The sequence below is a fragment of the Streptomyces sp. NRRL S-920 genome, assembly GCF_000717945.1.
GTDB lineage: Bacteria > Actinomycetota > Actinomycetes > Streptomycetales > Streptomycetaceae > Streptomyces > Streptomyces alboniger.
In genome coordinates this window covers 1-13,814 of sequence record NZ_JODF01000105.1, presented here as the reverse complement: position 1 = coordinate 13,814, position 13,814 = coordinate 1, and the positions used below count along the sequence as shown (strand labels likewise).

The following is a 13,814-nucleotide window of genomic DNA, read 5'->3' as shown; positions in this document are numbered from 1 at the left end:
TCATACGGGGATTCAGCGAGGTGTACGGGTCCTGGAACACCATCTGGATGTTGCGGCGGACCGCCTTCAGCGCACGCCCCGACAGCTTGGTGATGTCCTCGCCCCGGTAGCGGATCTCGCCCGCGGTCGGCCGCTCCAGGTTGACCAGCATCTTGGCGACCGTGGACTTGCCGCAGCCCGACTCGCCCACGATGCCCAGCGTCTCGCCCTGGTACAGGTCGAGGTCGACGCCGTCCACGGCCTTGACCGCACCCACCTGCTTGCGGATGAGGACGCCCTGGGTCAGCGGGTAGTGCTTGACCAGGCCGCGCACTTCGAGGACCGGTTCGGACCCGTGTTCACCGTGCGGCATCGAGCGTCTCCTTCCAGAAGTGGCAGGCGCTCCTGCGCTCGGCGGCCAGGCCCTCGTACGTGACCCGGGCGAGCGGCGGCTCCTCGGTGACGCAGAGGTCCTGCGCCATGGGGCAGCGGGGGTGGAAGGCGCAGCCGGGCGGGATGTCCATGAGGTTCGGCGGGAGGCCCTTGATGGCGTAGAGGTCCTGGCCCTTCTGGTCGAGGCGCGGGATGGATTCGAGCAGGCCGCGGGTGTACGGGTGTGCGGGCGCCCGGTAGATCTCGTGGACGGGGGCCTTCTCGACGATGCGGCCCGCGTACATGACGGCGATGGTGTCGGCGACGTCCGCGACGACGCCGAGGTCGTGGGTGATGAGGATCAGGCCCATGTTCATCTCGCGCTGGAGTTCGGCGAGGAGGTCCATGACCTGGGCCTGGACGGTGACGTCGAGGGCGGTGGTCGGCTCGTCCGCGATGATCAGGGAGGGTTCGAGCGCCATCGCCATGGCGATCATGATGCGCTGGCGCATACCGCCGCTGAACTGGTGCGGGTACTGGCCGACGCGTTCGCGGGCGGCCGGGATGCGCACCCGGTCCATCAGCTCGACGGCCTTGGCCCTGGCGTCCTTCTTGGACATGCCCCGGTGGACGACGTACATCTCGCCGAGCTGTTCGCCGACGCTCAGGACCGGGTTCAGCGACGACAGCGCGTCCTGGAAGACCATTGCCATGCCGGCGCCGCGCACCTTGCGCCGCTCGTCCTCCTTGAGCTTGAGGAGGTCCCGGCCCTTGAAGAGGATCTCGCCCCTCGTGATCCTGCCGGGCGGCATGTCGAGGATGCCCATGACGGCCTGGGCGGTCACGGACTTGCCCGAGCCGGACTCGCCGAGCACGGCAAGCGTCTCGCCCGCGCCGACGGCGTAGTCGACGCCGTTGACGGCCTTGGCGACGCCGTCCCTGGTACGGAACTCCACATGCAGATCGCGCACTTCGAGGAGCGCGGCCGGCGCTGTGGCCGGTGTCTCGGAAGCGGTTGCCATGGGCGCCTACCTCAGCTTCGGGTCGAGGGCGTCGCGCACCGCGTCGCCGAGCATGATGAACGCGAGCACGGTGACCGCCAGCGCCCCGGCCGGCCAGAGCAGCATGTGCGGGGCGTTGCGGATGTAGAGGGAGGCGGCCGAGATGTCGATGCCCCAGCTGACGGTCGGGGGCTTCAGCCCGACGCCGAGGTAGGAGAGCGTGGCCTCCAGCGCGATGAACGTACCCAGTGCGATGGTCGCCACGACGATGACGGGGGCGACGGCGTTCGGCGCGATGTGGCGCAGGAGCATCCGCGTGTCGGAGGCGCCGAGCGCCCGCGCCGCCTGGACGTAGTCGTTCTGCTTGACGGTGATGACGGAGCCGCGCGCGATGCGGGAGATCTGCGGCCAGCCGAGCAGCACCATGAAGCCGACCACGGGCCAGACGGTGGAGCTGGTGACCACGGACAGGAGCACCAGGCCGCCGAGGACGACGGGGATGGCGAAGAAGACGTCCGTGACGCGCGAGAGGATCGCGTCCCACACCCCGCCGAAGAACCCGGCGAGGCCGCCGAGGACGCTGCCGAGGAGGGCGACGCCGAGGGTGGCGCACACGCCGACGGTGACGGAGACCCGCGCGCCGTGGACGACCCGGGTGTAGACGTCGCAGCCCTGTTCGTTGAAGCCGAAGGGGTGGCCGGGGGCGGAACCTTTCTGCGCGTTGGCGAGGTCGCAGGCCAGCGGGTTGCCGGTGGCGATGAGCGAGGGCCACAGCGAGATGACGACGAGGAAGACGATGATCAGGCCCGAGACGATGAAGACGGGGTTGCGCCGCAGGTCCCGCCAGGCGTCCGACCACAGGCTCCGCGCGGGCGCCGAGGGCCCGCCGCCCCCGGGCCCGGCCGGGAGCTTCTCCAGCGAGGCCGCCTCGCTCGCGGCGAGGTCCATCGCACCGCCCGCGCCGGTCGCCGCGATGGCCCGCTCCGGCTGATGGGGTTCAGGCATAGCGGATCCTCGGGTCGAGTACGGCGTACAGGAGGTCGACGATCAGGTTGGCCAGCAGGAAGACCAGGACGAGGACGGTCACGAAGCCGACGACGGTCTGGGTGCTCTGGCGGAGGATGCCCTGGTAGAGCTGGAAGCCGACGCCGTGGATGTTGAAGATCCGCTCGGTGACGATCGCGCCGCCCATCAGCGCGCCGACGTCCGTGCCGATGAAGGTGACCACGGGGATGAGCGAGTTCCGCAGCAGGTGCCGGGTGACGACGCGGCGCCGGGGCAGGCCCTTGGCGATGGCGGTGCGGACGTAGTCGGCGCGGCGGTTCTCCGCGATGGAGGTGCGGGTCAGCCGGGTGACGTACGCCAGGGAGACCGAGGCGAGGACGAGGCCGGGGATCAGGAGTTCGTCGAAGGGCGCCTCGCTGGACACGGACGGTTTGGTGAGGCCCCATTCGACGCCGAGCAGCAGCTGGAGGACGAGTCCGGTGACGAAGGTCGGGATGGAGATCACGACGAGGGTGAGCAGCAGCACGACGGTGTCGACGGGGCGTCCGCGCCGCAGGCCGGTGAGCACGCCGAGCGAGATCCCGATGACGATCTCGAAGACGATGGCGACGACGGTCAGCCGGATGGTGACGGGGAAGGCGGCCGACATCAGTTCGGTGACCTTCTGGCCGTTGAAGGCGGTGCCGAAGTCGCCGGTGAAGACGTTGCCCATGTAGGTCGCGTATTGCTGCCAGACCGGCTTGTCGAGGCCGAACTCCTTCTTGAGACGGGCGGCCGTGGCGGGGTCGCACGTGCGGTCCCCGCACAGACCGGCGACGGGGTCGCCCATCACGTTCACCATCAGGAAGATCAGCAGAGTGGCGCCGACGAAGACGGGGATCATCTGTAGCAGACGCCGGATCACATAACGTCCCATGACGGGCTCCGGGAGTAGGGGGAGCGGCCGCGGGGCGCCTCGGGGGGCCCGCGGCCGCTCCCGGCGTCTCAGTTGACCTTGATCCGGTCGTACACCGGCACGCTGAACTGGTTCAGGGTGACGTCGGAGACCTTGTCGGAGTAGCCCGCGCTGCCGTTCTGGTACCAGAGCGGGATGGCCGGCATCTTCCGGGCGAGGATCTTCTCGGCCTCCTGGAACTTGGCGACGGCCTTGGCGCTGTCGGCCTCGCCGTTGGCCTCGTTGACGAGCCTGTCGAACTCCTTGTCGGAGAACTTGCCGTCGTTGGAGGGGGCGTCGGTGAAGTAGTTCGGCTCCAGGAAGTTCTGGATCAGCGGGTAGTCCATCTGCCAGCCCGCGCGCCAGGCGCCGTCCAGTTCCTGTTTGGAGGCCTTGGCGCGGAAGTCCGCGAAGGTGCCGACGGGGTTGCCGACGCAGGCCTTGTCCTTCTCCAGCGCCTTGTTGATGGAGTTGCAGACGGCGTCGACCCACTCCTTGTGCGAGCCGGTGTCGGCGTTGTACGTGACCTTGAGCTGTCCGCCGGGGATGCCGCCGCCCTCCTCGACCAGCTTCCTGGCCTCGGCGGCGTCGTACTCGCAGGCGTCGCCGCAGAGGCCGGCCCGGTAGCCGCCGTCCTCGCCGAGCACCGGGGAGGTCCAGTCGGTGGCCGGGGTCCGCGTGTTCTGGAAGATCGTCTCGGTGATCTGTTTCCGGTTGATCGCCATGGACAGGCCCTTGCGGACCTTCTCCTTGCCCGGCTTGCTCCACTCCTCGTCGTAGAAGGGGAAGGCGAGGGTCTGGATGATGCCGGCGGGGGTGTTGATGTACCGGTCGCCGAGGTCGCTCTTGGCGTTCCTGAGCTGTGCGGCGGGCACGTCGTCGACGAGGTCGAGGTTGCCCGCCATGAGGTTGGTGTAGGCGGTGTTGTTGTCGGTGAAGACCGTCATGTCCACACCGCCGTTCCTCGCCTTGTCGGGGCCGGGGTAGGCGTCCCACTTCCGCAGGGACATCTTCGAGCCCTTGGTGTACGAGTCCACGGTGTACGGCCCGTTGCCCACGGGCTTGGAGAGCCAGGCGTCGTGGTCGTCGTAGAACGCCTTGGGCAGGGGTGCGAACGTGGGGTAGCCGAGGGTGTCGGGCCAGGTGGAGAACTTCTGGGTGAGCTTGACGGTGAACGTCGTCTCGTCGACGACCTTCAGCCCGGAGAGGGTCTTGGCGCTCGGGTTCCCCTTCTCGGGGTGGACCTTGTCGTATCCGTCGATATAGGCGAAGAAGTAGGAATTCTTCTGGTTGTTCTCCAGGTTCGCGCCGTAGTTCCAGGCGTCCACGAAGGACTTGGCGGTGACCTTCTCGCCGTTGCTGAACGTCCAGTCGTCCTTGATCTTGACCGTGAAGTTCCGCGCGTCCTTCGTCTCGATCGACTCGGCGACCATGTTCTTGGCCTCGCCGGTCTTCGGGTCGTACTGCTTGAGGCCGCGGAAGAGCATGTCGAGGATCTTGCCGCCCTGGACCTCGTTGGTGTTCGCGGGTTCGAGGGGGTTCTGCGGGTCGCCCCAGGAGGAGCTGACGATGCCGGTGCCGTCGCCGCCGCCACCGCCGCCGCCTCCCCCGCCACCACAGGCCGTCGCCGCGAGGGCGACGGCCACCGCGCATGCGGCCCACCTGGCGTGCGTGGCTCCGCGCATGGAGTCCTCCTGTTCCGGGCTGTCACACCGTGGCTCACTTATCGCCAAATATCGCCTCGGATGGAATTAACCGCATATTTACCCCACCCGTATGAGGCCCGGCCCACCCGTATGAGGTCCAGCCCATCCGGATGTACGCATTCCGAGACGCCCGCGCCCGAATATCGGACTCATTGCCGGTCTTGCCCCATCTGATGACGTCTTGTCCATCACGCTTGATTACACCAAGGCAATGCTAAGGTCTTCATTTCGTAAAGCTCTGGTCAAGGATCCCAAGAGCACCTCAAGTCGACCGAACATTCATTGACCGAGTGGGAAACGCCTTGCGAAAGTCGCGCATAGCCCCGTAGGTGCTGGTTGTCCTGCGGAATCCTGATGACCCCTCCGGGCCTGGAGCGCCATGACCTCGCCAACTCCCGCCGCTGCCGCCACGCTTGAAGTGACGGAAAAAACCGACGGCATCCCTTCCACGCCCAAGAACCAGGGCGGCGAGGGCCGTTCGCCGGGTCGGCTTGCCTGGTCCCGCTTCAAGAGGGACAAGTCGGGCGTGATCGCCGCATGTGTGGTGATTTTCTTCTTCGCCATCTCGCTCGGCGCGCCACTGATTTCGAAGCTCTACGGCAAGGACCCGTGGACGACATACGGGGTGAACGACCCGAGCCTGTTCAACGAGTTCAGCTACCCGCTCAAGCCGAACGGCGGCATGGACGGCGAGTTCTGGTTCGGCATCGAGCCGTCACTCGGCCGCGACGTGCTGACCTTCCTGCTGTACGGCATGCGCAACTCGCTGCTGATCGCCGCCGCCACCACGATCCTGGTGACGATCATCGGCATCACGATCGGCGTCACGGCCGGGTACCTCGGCGGCAAGACCGACTACTTCATCGGCCGGGTCATCGACATCCTCCTCGCCTTCCCCTCGACGCTCTTCTTCATCGCCTTCTGGCCGGTGATGATCTCCGTGGTCGTCGCCCCGGAGGACAAGACGCCGACGTGGCTGACCGTCACCAGCCTGATCGCGGTGATGACGGCCTTCGGCTGGGCCTCCATCGCCCGTCTGCTGCGCGGTGAGGTACTGGCTCTGCGCGAGCGGGAGTTCGTGGAGGCCGCGAAGGTGACCGGCGCCTCGCCGGCCCGGATCATCTTCAAGGAACTCCTCCCCAACCTGTGGACGCCGATCCTCATCCAGGCCACGCTCGCCCTGCCGATGTTCGTCACCGCGGAGGCCGGACTCGCCTTCCTCGGCGTGGGCCTTCAGGAGCCCACCCCCGACTGGGGCGTGATGATCCAGCGCGCCTCCGAGGTGTACGAGCAGGACATCACGTACATGGCCTTCCCCGGCATCGCGATGGTGATCTTCGTCGTCGCCTTCAACCTCCTCGGCGACTCGGTGCGCGACGCACTGGACCCGAAGACCAAACGCTGACACTCCCCGGGCCGGGCACCCGCGACGGGGCGGTGCCGGGCCGTTTCCTCCGCTCCTCTTCTCACGACACTCAGGGTTGGTAGCCACATGTCTCTCTCCCGCAGAAACTTCGTCGTCGCGACCTCGGTCGCGGCGGGCGGATCGATGGTCCTCTCGGCGTGCAGCAGCGGCGGTTCCGGCGGCGGCAAGAGCGGAAACCACGGTGGCGCCACCGAGTACACGGGCGCCGAAGTCCAGATCGGCACCGCGGAGGACTCGAAGGGCCCCGCTCCCGAGGTCCCGGGCGCCCAGAAGGGCGGCACGATATACGCCGTCGCCGAGGACGACGTGTCGCACATGGACCCGCAGCGCATCTACTTCGCGTACAACTCCTCGGTCGCCCACCTCTTCGCCCGCGCCCTCACCGGCTACTACATCGACGCCAAGGGCAAGATGACCCTCGTCGGTGACCTCGCCACCGACACGGGCAAGGCCTCCGACGGCAACAAGACCTGGACCTTCACGCTGAAGGACGGCCTGAAGTGGCAGGACGGCAGCGAGCTGACCGTCGAGGACGTCCGCCACGGCATCGAGCGCTCCTGGGCCCCGTTCATCACCGAGGGCGCCTCGTACGTCCAGATGGCGCTGACGGGCAAGGGCTCCAAGTGGCGTGAGGGCTACAAGGGCCCGTACGACGGCGACCACCTGGACTCGATCGTCACCGACAAGAAGAAGAAGACGATCACCTTCAAGCTGAAGGAAGCCCGCCCGGACTTCAACTTCACGCTGGCGATGACCTCGTACTCCCCCGTGCCCGAGAAGCACGACACCAAGGAGAAGTACGACAAGAAGCCCTTCTCCTGCGGCCCCTACATCGTCAAGAACCGCTCCATCGACAAGTCGCTGACGTTCACGCGCAACAAGCACTGGGACCCGAAGACCGACCCGATCCGCAACGCCTACCCGGACAACTTCGAGTTCGAGTTCGGCCCCACGGGCCTCGCCTCCTGCGACCGCTTCATCGCGGACCAGGGCAAGGACCAGCAGATGATCGCCGTCTACGAGCAGATCCCGGCCGAGCGCATGCAGAAGGTGCTCACCAACCCGGACGTCAAGAAGCGGTCCTTCAACGGCCTGTCCTCCGGCACGTACTACTACGCCATCAACACCAAGCGCATCACCGATGTCGAGGTGCGCAAGGCGCTCAACATCGCCTGGCCGCTGGAGCAGATCCGCCGCATCTACGGCGGCGAGTCGGCCGGTGACCTGGCGACGACCATCCTCAGCCCCGACATCATCGGGCGCGAGAAGTTCGACGTCTTCGGCAAGCTGAAGAAGCCCGCCGGCGACCCGGAGCGGGCCAAGGCCATCCTCAAGAAGGCCGGCAAGCTCGGGCAGAAGATCGTCTACGCCTTCCCGCAGCGCCCCACGTACGACAAGACCAAGGTCGTCATCGAGAACGCGCTGAAGGCCGCCGGCTTCGACCCGGTCATCAAGCCGCTCAACTCGACGGACTACTACGACCAGGCGCAGCGCATCGACAACAAGTTCGACGTGATGTGGTTCGGCTGGTCCCCGGACTGGCCGACCGCCTACACCCTGATCCAGCCGCTCTTCGACGGTGACGCCATCGGCGACGGCCAGAACAACATCTCGCAGACCGATGTTGACTGGATCAACGAGGCGATCAAGAAGAACTCGGTCATCACGGACCAGAAGAAGGCCGGCAAGGCCTGGGCCGAGCTGGACAAGCGGATCATGGAAGAGGTCGTGCCGATCATCCCGGAGACCTACCAGCGCCGCTTCTACCTGCACGGCTCCAAGGTCGGCGGCGCGCAGTACGACCCGCAGTTCGCCGCGACGCTGATCTACAAGACCTACGTCAAGGCCTGACGACCGGCCCCAGAGGCGGGGCGGAACTCCCTCAGGGAGGGCCGCCCCGCCCCCTCCTCAACCACGGCATCCGTCAGGAAAACCAACTGCCATGCTCCGCTTCCTCCTTCGCCGCATCGCCGGTGGCGCGGTGATCCTGCTGATCATCAGCGTTCTCGTCTTCTTCCTCTTCTACGCCGCCCCGCGCGACCCCGCACGACTCGCCTGCGGCAAGGTCTGCTCCCCCGAGACGCTGGACCTGGTGCGGCACAACCTGGGGATCGCCGATTCACTTCCGGTGCAGTACTGGCACTGGTTCCAGGGTCTGTTCGTCGGCCGCGACTACGCCTCGTTCGGCAACTGCCCGGCGCCCTGCCTCGGCTACTCGTTCCGCAACCGCGAGCCCGTCCTCGGCACGATCCTGGACCGCTTCCCGACCACCGTGTCGCTCTCGCTCGGCGCGGCCCTCGTCTTCGTCGTCTTCGGCGTGGGCACCGGCATGCTGGCCGCCCGCAAGCAGGGCAAGGCCATCGACAAGATCGCCTCGTCCGCCTCGCTGGTCGCGTCCTCGCTCCAGATCTACGTCGTCGGCGTCTTCGCCGTCTACCTCTTCACGTACCAGCTCAAGTGGCTGGACCGGCCGCAGTACACCTCGATCAGCGAGGATCCCAGCGCCTGGTTCTCGGGCCTGATGATCCCCTGGATGGTCCTGTCGCTGATCTTCACGGCGAACTACACCCGTATGACGCGCTCCCAGATGGTCGAGACGCTCAGCGAGGACTACGTCCGCACAGCACGCGCCAAGGGCCTCTCCGGCCGCTCGGTCTTCTTCCGCTTCGCCTGGCGCGGCGCGATGGGCCCGATCGTCACGATCTTCGGCCTCGACCTGGGTGTCCTTCTCGGCGGCGCGATCATCACCGAGAAGACGTTCGCCCTGCACGGCATCGGTGACCTGTCCGTCCGAGCGGTCCAGACCAGCGACCTGCCCGTACTGCTCGGTGTCGTCCTCGTCGCCGCCACGGCGATCGTCGTCTTCAACATCCTCGTCGACGCGATCTACGCCCTCATCGACCCGCGCGTGCGCCTCGCCTAGGAGCCGGAAATCATGAGCACCCCCTTCCTCTCCGTACGCGACCTGCGCGTCCACTTCTCCACCGAGGACGGCGTGGTCAAGGCCGTGGACGGCCTCGACTTCGACCTGGAGAAGGGCCAGACCCTCGGCATCGTGGGCGAGTCCGGCTCCGGCAAGTCCGTCACCAACCTCGCCATCCTCGGCCTGCACCACAAGGACAGCACGGCCATCGAGGGCGAGATCCTGCTCGACGGGCAGGAGCTTCTCACCGCCACCGAGCGCGAGCTGGAGAAGCTCCGCGGCAACAAGATGGCGATGATCTTCCAGGACGCCCTGGCCTCGCTGTCGCCGTACCACACCATCGGCCGGCAGATCGGCGAGACGTACCGCAAGCACACCGGCGCCTCCAAGAAGGAGGCGCGGGACCGGTCGATCGAGATGCTGACGAAGGTCGGCATCCCGCAGCCGGACCTGCGCGTCGACGACTATCCGCACCAGTTCTCCGGCGGTATGCGCCAGCGCGCGATGATCGCGATGTCGCTGGTCTGCAACCCGACACTGCTGATCGCCGACGAGCCGACCACCGCGCTCGACGTGACGGTCCAGGCCCAGATCATGGACCTGCTCAAGGACCTCCAGCAGGAGTTCGGCACGTCGATCATCTTCATCACCCACGACCTCGGCGTGATCGCCGACATCGCGGACGACGTCCTCGTCATGTACGGCGGGCGGTGTGTGGAGCGCGGCACGAAGAAGGAGGTGCTGCGCTCCCCCCAGCACCCGTACACCTGGGGCCTGCTGGGCTCCATGCCGTCGCTGGACGGCCCGGTGGACGTGCCCCTGTCGCCCATCCCCGGCACACCGCCCAGCCTGCTGAACCCGCCGTCCGGGTGCCGCTTCCACCCGCGGTGCGCGTTCACCGAGCAGGTCGGCGGCGGGCGCTGCTCGGGCGAGCAGCCGCTCCTGGAACTGACCGCGGGCCGCGGCGCCGCCTGCCACCTCACCGACGAGCAGCGGTCGGAATACTTCGCGGACTTCGCGGGCACCGCCGGGCGCGGCGCGCGCACCGCCGACCGACGCGACTGACGTACAAGAGACGGGACTTCACGACAATGAGCAGCACCACTCCCACTCCTCTCCTGGATGTCAGCGGGCTGACCAAGCACTTTCCGATCATGGGCGGCTTCCCGTTCAAGCGGAAGATCGGTGCCGTACAGGCGGTGGACGGCCTGGACTTCACCGTCGGCGAGGGCGAGAGCCTCGGCCTGGTTGGCGAGTCCGGCTGCGGCAAGTCGACGACGGGCCGCCTGATCACGCGCCTTCTGGAGCCGACCGGCGGGAAGATCTCCTACCGCGGGCAGGACATCACGCACGCCTCGCGCAAGGAGCTGGCGCCGGTCCGCTCGGAGATCCAGATGATCTTCCAGGACCCGTACGCGTCGCTGAACCCGCGCCAGACGGTCGGAAAGATCATCTCCGGCCCGATGGAGGTCAACGACATCAACCCGGCGGGCGGCCGCGAGGCGCGCGTCCGGGAACTCCTGGAGACCGTCGGCCTCAACCCCGAGCACTACAACCGCTTCCCACACGAGTTCTCTGGCGGCCAGCGCCAGCGCATCGGCGTGGCACGCGCGCTGGCCCTGGACCCGAAGCTCATCGTGGCGGACGAACCGGTGTCGGCCCTGGACGTCTCGATCCAGGCGCAGGTGGTGAACCTGCTACAGAAGCTCCAGAAGGAGCTGAACATCGCGTTCCTGTTCATCGCGCACGACCTGGCGGTGGTCCGGCACTTCTCGCAGCGGGTCGCGGTCATGTACCTGGGCCGGATCGTGGAGATCGCGGACCGCGAGGACCTGTACGGCAATCCGCGCCACCCCTACACGAAGGCGCTCCTCTCCGCCGTCCCCGAGGCGACCCCGGACGACGTCCCGCGCCGCGAGCGCATCCTGCTCACGGGCGACGTCCCGTCCCCGGTCAACCCGCCCTCGGGCTGCCGCTTCCGCACGCGCTGCTGGAAGGCGACGGACAAGTGCGCGACCGACGACCCGCCGCTGCTCCAGCTCGACGGCAACCGCGACGGTCACCTGACCGCCTGCCACTACCCCGAGGACTCGGCCCAGCTCACGGTCCCGGCGGCCCGCAAGTCCCTCTGAGCGGCCTCCGTACCGGGCCCGCCTCACCTCCGGCCGCCTCGCCTCCAGCCGCCGCGCGCCAGGCCGGTCGCGTAACCGGCCCGCCCTCCCCCTTGACCCGAGCGGGGGCGGGGCCGGTTCCGGGGCGGCCTTGCCGCGCGGGGCAGCCCTGCCGCGCGGGGCAGCCCTGCTGCACGGGGCAGCCCTGCTGCACGGGGCAGCTCGGCCCGGGTCCGGATCCGGCGGCGCGTGCATCCCTGCGCGGCGACAATGCAGCCGACGGTCCTGTCGGTGCCGTGGGCCCCGGCGGCTACGAGGACGCCCCCTCCCTCGCCGACTCCTCGGCCTCCACCTCCACCACGGAGACCCACTTCCCCCAGCGCTCGAACTCCACCCGCAGCCACGAAGAGGACTCTGTCGTACCCGACCAGTAGCCGGCCGCCCCCTTGCCGTGGCGTCGGAGGCCGCACTCCGTCAGCGCCTCTTCGAGCAGGGCGACCTCGCGCCGCGCGACGGCCCCGCTGTCGTATGAGGTGACGCGCTGCCGTGCTGTGGCGCCCTTGTCGCTGAAGTACTCCGTGCCGTACTGGATCTGATCGGGCGCCGACCGCGGGGCGTACGACGCGGGGCAGCTGTCGCTTCCCCCGACCCTCGGCAGCGGGTGGTTCTCCGTCGTCTCCTCCTCGTCGCCCCTCCACTGCCACTTCCCGTCGGCCGGCATCCGCTCCGGGGGCAGCAGGCGCACCATGCCGCCCACCGAGAAGGGGTTCTTCGTGGGTGTGGCCGCGGGGCGTATGTCCCGGCCGCCCTCGCCGCCCCGGGCCAGCGCCGCGGTCGCCAGCGCTCCGCCGGTGACCGCCACCGCCGCGGCCACCAGAGCCGCCCGCCGCCGCACCGTCCGCCTGCGGCCCCGCGCCCGCAGCTCCGCGCCGCTCGGCATCCGTACCGTGACCTCGTCCAGCAGTTCCTCGACCTCAGCCATGGCTGGCCGTCCCCTCGGCAGTGTGTGCGGATGTGTCGGACAGGCGCTCCCCCAGGACCTTCCTGGCCCTGCTCAGCCGGGTGCGGACCGCGCCGTTGGTGGAGCCCGTCTCCCGGGCGACCTGCTCCACCGGGAGATCCAGGAGGTGGTGCAGGACCACCGCCTGTCGCTGCTGGAGCGGCAGTTGGCGCAGGGCGGCCACCAGAGCCACCCGGTCCGGCGACAGCTCCGGGGCGTCCGATGCGGCGCCGTGCCGCAGCTGTGCCCGCAGCCTGTTCCGTGTCCGCCGCCAGGTGCTGATGGCCAGTCGTGACGCCACTGTCCGCACCCACGGCAGCGGATCGCCCTCCCCGGTCAGCCGCTCCCACCGCTGCCAGGCCCGTACATACGCCTCCTGCACCGCGTCCTCCGCCTCCGCCAGGTCCCCGGTCATGGCATAGACCGTGGCGACCAGGCGCTTGGCGGTGGCGGCGTAGAACGCGTCGAACTCCGCGGAATCCGCAGAGCCTTCCGACCGCGTCGCCATCGTGTTCCCCCGTCTGTACCGCGCGCTTTCGCTTGCCTCTGACAGTTACACGCTCGGTGACCGCGGCTTGTTACACACAAAGGCGCCCCCAGCCTTGTCGGCTGGGGGCGCCCTCGGTGTCGTACCGGCCCCTTAGGTGTCGTACAGGCCGCAGGCCAGTGACGTCACGCCGCGTGCACGACGTCCTTCTCCTCCGCGAAGTGGCACGCCGACTCATGAGCCGCCGGGGTGTCCTGGCCGACGAAGCGCTGCGGGATCGCGAGCAGCGGGGTCTCCTTCGCGCACTTGTCCTCCGCCTTCCAGCAGCGCGTGCGGAAGCGGCAGCCCGAGGGCGGGTTCGCGGGGGACGGCACGTCACCCGTCAGAATGATCCGCTCGCGGCCCTCGCGGGCCTCCGGGTCCGGGACGGGGACCGCGGAGAGCAGTGCCTGGGTGTAGGGGTGCGTCGGGTGGTCGTAGATCTGCTCGTCGGAGCCGATCTCCGCCATCTTGCCGAGGTACATCACGCCTACGCGGTCCGAGATGTGCCGGACGATCGACAGGTCGTGCGCGATGAAGAGGTAGGAGAGGTTGAACTCGTCCTGGAGCTTCTCCATCAGGTTGATGACCTGGGCCTGGACGGAGACGTCCAGGGCCGAGACCGGCTCGTCGCAGATGATGATCTCGGGGTTGAGGGCGAGGCCGCGTGCGATGCCGATGCGCTGGCGCTGGCCGCCCGAGAACTGGTGCGGGTAGCGGTTGATGTATTCGGGGTTGAGGCCGACCACGTCCAGGAGGTCCTGGACCTTCTGGCGGCGCGAGCCCTTCGGGGCCACCTCGGGGTGGATCTCGTAGGGCTCCCCGATGATG

13 protein-coding genes are annotated in these 13,814 nt (G+C 68.2%); 5 read left to right on the top strand and 8 right to left on the bottom strand.

Annotated features, from left to right (window positions below; translation table 11 throughout):
* The 5 genes from IG54_RS0136485 to IG54_RS0136465 form a co-directional block, all read right to left on the bottom strand.
* Window positions 1-352: ATP-binding cassette domain-containing protein (locus IG54_RS0136485; protein WP_030795229.1), on the bottom strand; the 352-nt coding region annotated here is incomplete at its 3' end.
* Window positions 339-1,373, bottom strand: coding sequence for an ABC transporter ATP-binding protein (locus IG54_RS0136480; RefSeq protein WP_051820443.1), 1,035 nt, complete (start codon window positions 1,371-1,373; stop codon window positions 339-341). The genes IG54_RS0136480 and IG54_RS0136485, both read right to left, overlap by 14 nt.
* Before the next feature lie 6 nt (window positions 1,374-1,379).
* Window positions 1,380-2,357 carry an ABC transporter permease gene (locus IG54_RS0136475; protein ID WP_030795224.1) on the bottom strand — a complete coding sequence of 326 codons (978 nt, stop codon included), beginning with the start codon at window positions 2,355-2,357 and terminating at the stop codon, window positions 1,380-1,382.
* Entirely contained in the window at window positions 2,350-3,273 is a 924-nt protein-coding gene (locus IG54_RS0136470; protein ID WP_030795221.1) for an ABC transporter permease, read from the bottom strand. Before IG54_RS0136470 ends, IG54_RS0136475 begins: the two co-directional genes overlap by 8 nt.
* 68 nt (window positions 3,274-3,341) lie before the next feature.
* The gene (locus IG54_RS0136465; RefSeq protein ID WP_030795217.1) at window positions 3,342-4,976 is read right to left on the bottom strand and encodes a peptide ABC transporter substrate-binding protein; all 1,635 of its coding nucleotides are present in this window, start codon (window positions 4,974-4,976) and stop codon (window positions 3,342-3,344) included.
* A gap of 400 nt (window positions 4,977-5,376) precedes the next feature.
* Between IG54_RS0136465 and IG54_RS0136460 the strand changes: the two genes are divergently transcribed.
* The 5 genes from IG54_RS0136460 (at window position 5,377) to IG54_RS0136440 (ending at window position 11,478) form a co-directional block, all read left to right on the top strand.
* Window positions 5,377-6,402 carry an ABC transporter permease gene (locus IG54_RS0136460; RefSeq protein ID WP_030795214.1) on the top strand — a complete coding sequence of 342 codons (1,026 nt, stop codon included), beginning with the start codon at window positions 5,377-5,379 and terminating at the stop codon, window positions 6,400-6,402.
* An 87-nt stretch (window positions 6,403-6,489) separates the two neighbouring features.
* Window positions 6,490-8,274, top strand: a complete 1,785-nt coding sequence (locus tag IG54_RS0136455) for an ABC transporter substrate-binding protein (protein WP_030795210.1) — start codon at window positions 6,490-6,492, stop codon at window positions 8,272-8,274.
* A 91-nt stretch (window positions 8,275-8,365) separates the two neighbouring features.
* Entirely contained in the window at window positions 8,366-9,346 is a 981-nt protein-coding gene (locus tag IG54_RS0136450) for an ABC transporter permease (RefSeq protein WP_030795207.1), read from the top strand.
* Between the two features lie 12 nt (window positions 9,347-9,358).
* Window positions 9,359-10,411, top strand: a complete 1,053-nt coding sequence (locus IG54_RS0136445) for an ABC transporter ATP-binding protein (protein ID WP_051820441.1) — start codon at window positions 9,359-9,361, stop codon at window positions 10,409-10,411.
* Between the two features lie 26 nt (window positions 10,412-10,437).
* Window positions 10,438-11,478 (top strand): ABC transporter ATP-binding protein, encoded by a 1,041-nt coding sequence (locus IG54_RS0136440; RefSeq protein ID WP_030795202.1) that lies wholly within the window; start codon window positions 10,438-10,440, stop codon window positions 11,476-11,478.
* A 289-nt stretch (window positions 11,479-11,767) separates the two neighbouring features.
* On the opposite strand, the gene IG54_RS39570 is transcribed toward IG54_RS0136440, so the two are convergent.
* The 3 genes from IG54_RS39570 to IG54_RS0136425 all read right to left on the bottom strand — a co-directional run.
* Complete coding sequence (locus IG54_RS39570; RefSeq protein ID WP_030795200.1) at window positions 11,768-12,439, bottom strand: hypothetical protein; 672 nt, start codon at window positions 12,437-12,439, stop codon at window positions 11,768-11,770.
* Window positions 12,432-12,965 carry a SigE family RNA polymerase sigma factor gene (locus tag IG54_RS0136430; RefSeq protein WP_037898412.1) on the bottom strand — a complete coding sequence of 178 codons (534 nt, stop codon included), beginning with the start codon at window positions 12,963-12,965 and terminating at the stop codon, window positions 12,432-12,434. The genes IG54_RS39570 and IG54_RS0136430 overlap by 8 nt, the downstream gene beginning before the upstream one ends.
* Before the next feature lie 164 nt (window positions 12,966-13,129).
* Window positions 13,130-13,814, bottom strand: a 685-nt coding sequence (locus IG54_RS0136425; RefSeq protein ID WP_030795195.1) for an oligopeptide/dipeptide ABC transporter ATP-binding protein, incomplete at its 5' end; no start/stop codon positions are given.

What these genes read in the sequence shown, in the direction of transcription:
- IG54_RS0136480 (WP_051820443.1), bottom strand. Translation starts at nt 1,373, where the DNA reads ATGGCAACCGCTTCCGAGACACCGGCCACAGCGCCGGCCGCGCTCCTC.
- IG54_RS0136475 (WP_030795224.1), bottom strand. Translation starts at nt 2,357, where the DNA reads ATGCCTGAACCCCATCAGCCGGAGCGGGCCATCGCGGCGACCGGCGCG.
- IG54_RS0136470 (WP_030795221.1), bottom strand. Translation starts at nt 3,273, where the DNA reads ATGGGACGTTATGTGATCCGGCGTCTGCTACAGATGATCCCCGTCTTC.
- IG54_RS0136465 (WP_030795217.1), bottom strand. Translation starts at nt 4,976, where the DNA reads ATGCGCGGAGCCACGCACGCCAGGTGGGCCGCATGCGCGGTGGCCGTC.
- IG54_RS0136460 (WP_030795214.1), top strand. Translation starts at nt 5,377, where the DNA reads ATGACCTCGCCAACTCCCGCCGCTGCCGCCACGCTTGAAGTGACGGAA.
- IG54_RS0136455 (WP_030795210.1), top strand. Translation starts at nt 6,490, where the DNA reads ATGTCTCTCTCCCGCAGAAACTTCGTCGTCGCGACCTCGGTCGCGGCG.
- IG54_RS0136450 (WP_030795207.1), top strand. Translation starts at nt 8,366, where the DNA reads ATGCTCCGCTTCCTCCTTCGCCGCATCGCCGGTGGCGCGGTGATCCTG.
- IG54_RS0136445 (WP_051820441.1), top strand. Translation starts at nt 9,359, where the DNA reads ATGAGCACCCCCTTCCTCTCCGTACGCGACCTGCGCGTCCACTTCTCC.
- IG54_RS0136440 (WP_030795202.1), top strand. Translation starts at nt 10,438, where the DNA reads ATGAGCAGCACCACTCCCACTCCTCTCCTGGATGTCAGCGGGCTGACC.
- IG54_RS39570 (WP_030795200.1), bottom strand. Translation starts at nt 12,439, where the DNA reads ATGGCTGAGGTCGAGGAACTGCTGGACGAGGTCACGGTACGGATGCCG.
- IG54_RS0136430 (WP_037898412.1), bottom strand. Translation starts at nt 12,965, where the DNA reads ATGGCGACGCGGTCGGAAGGCTCTGCGGATTCCGCGGAGTTCGACGCG.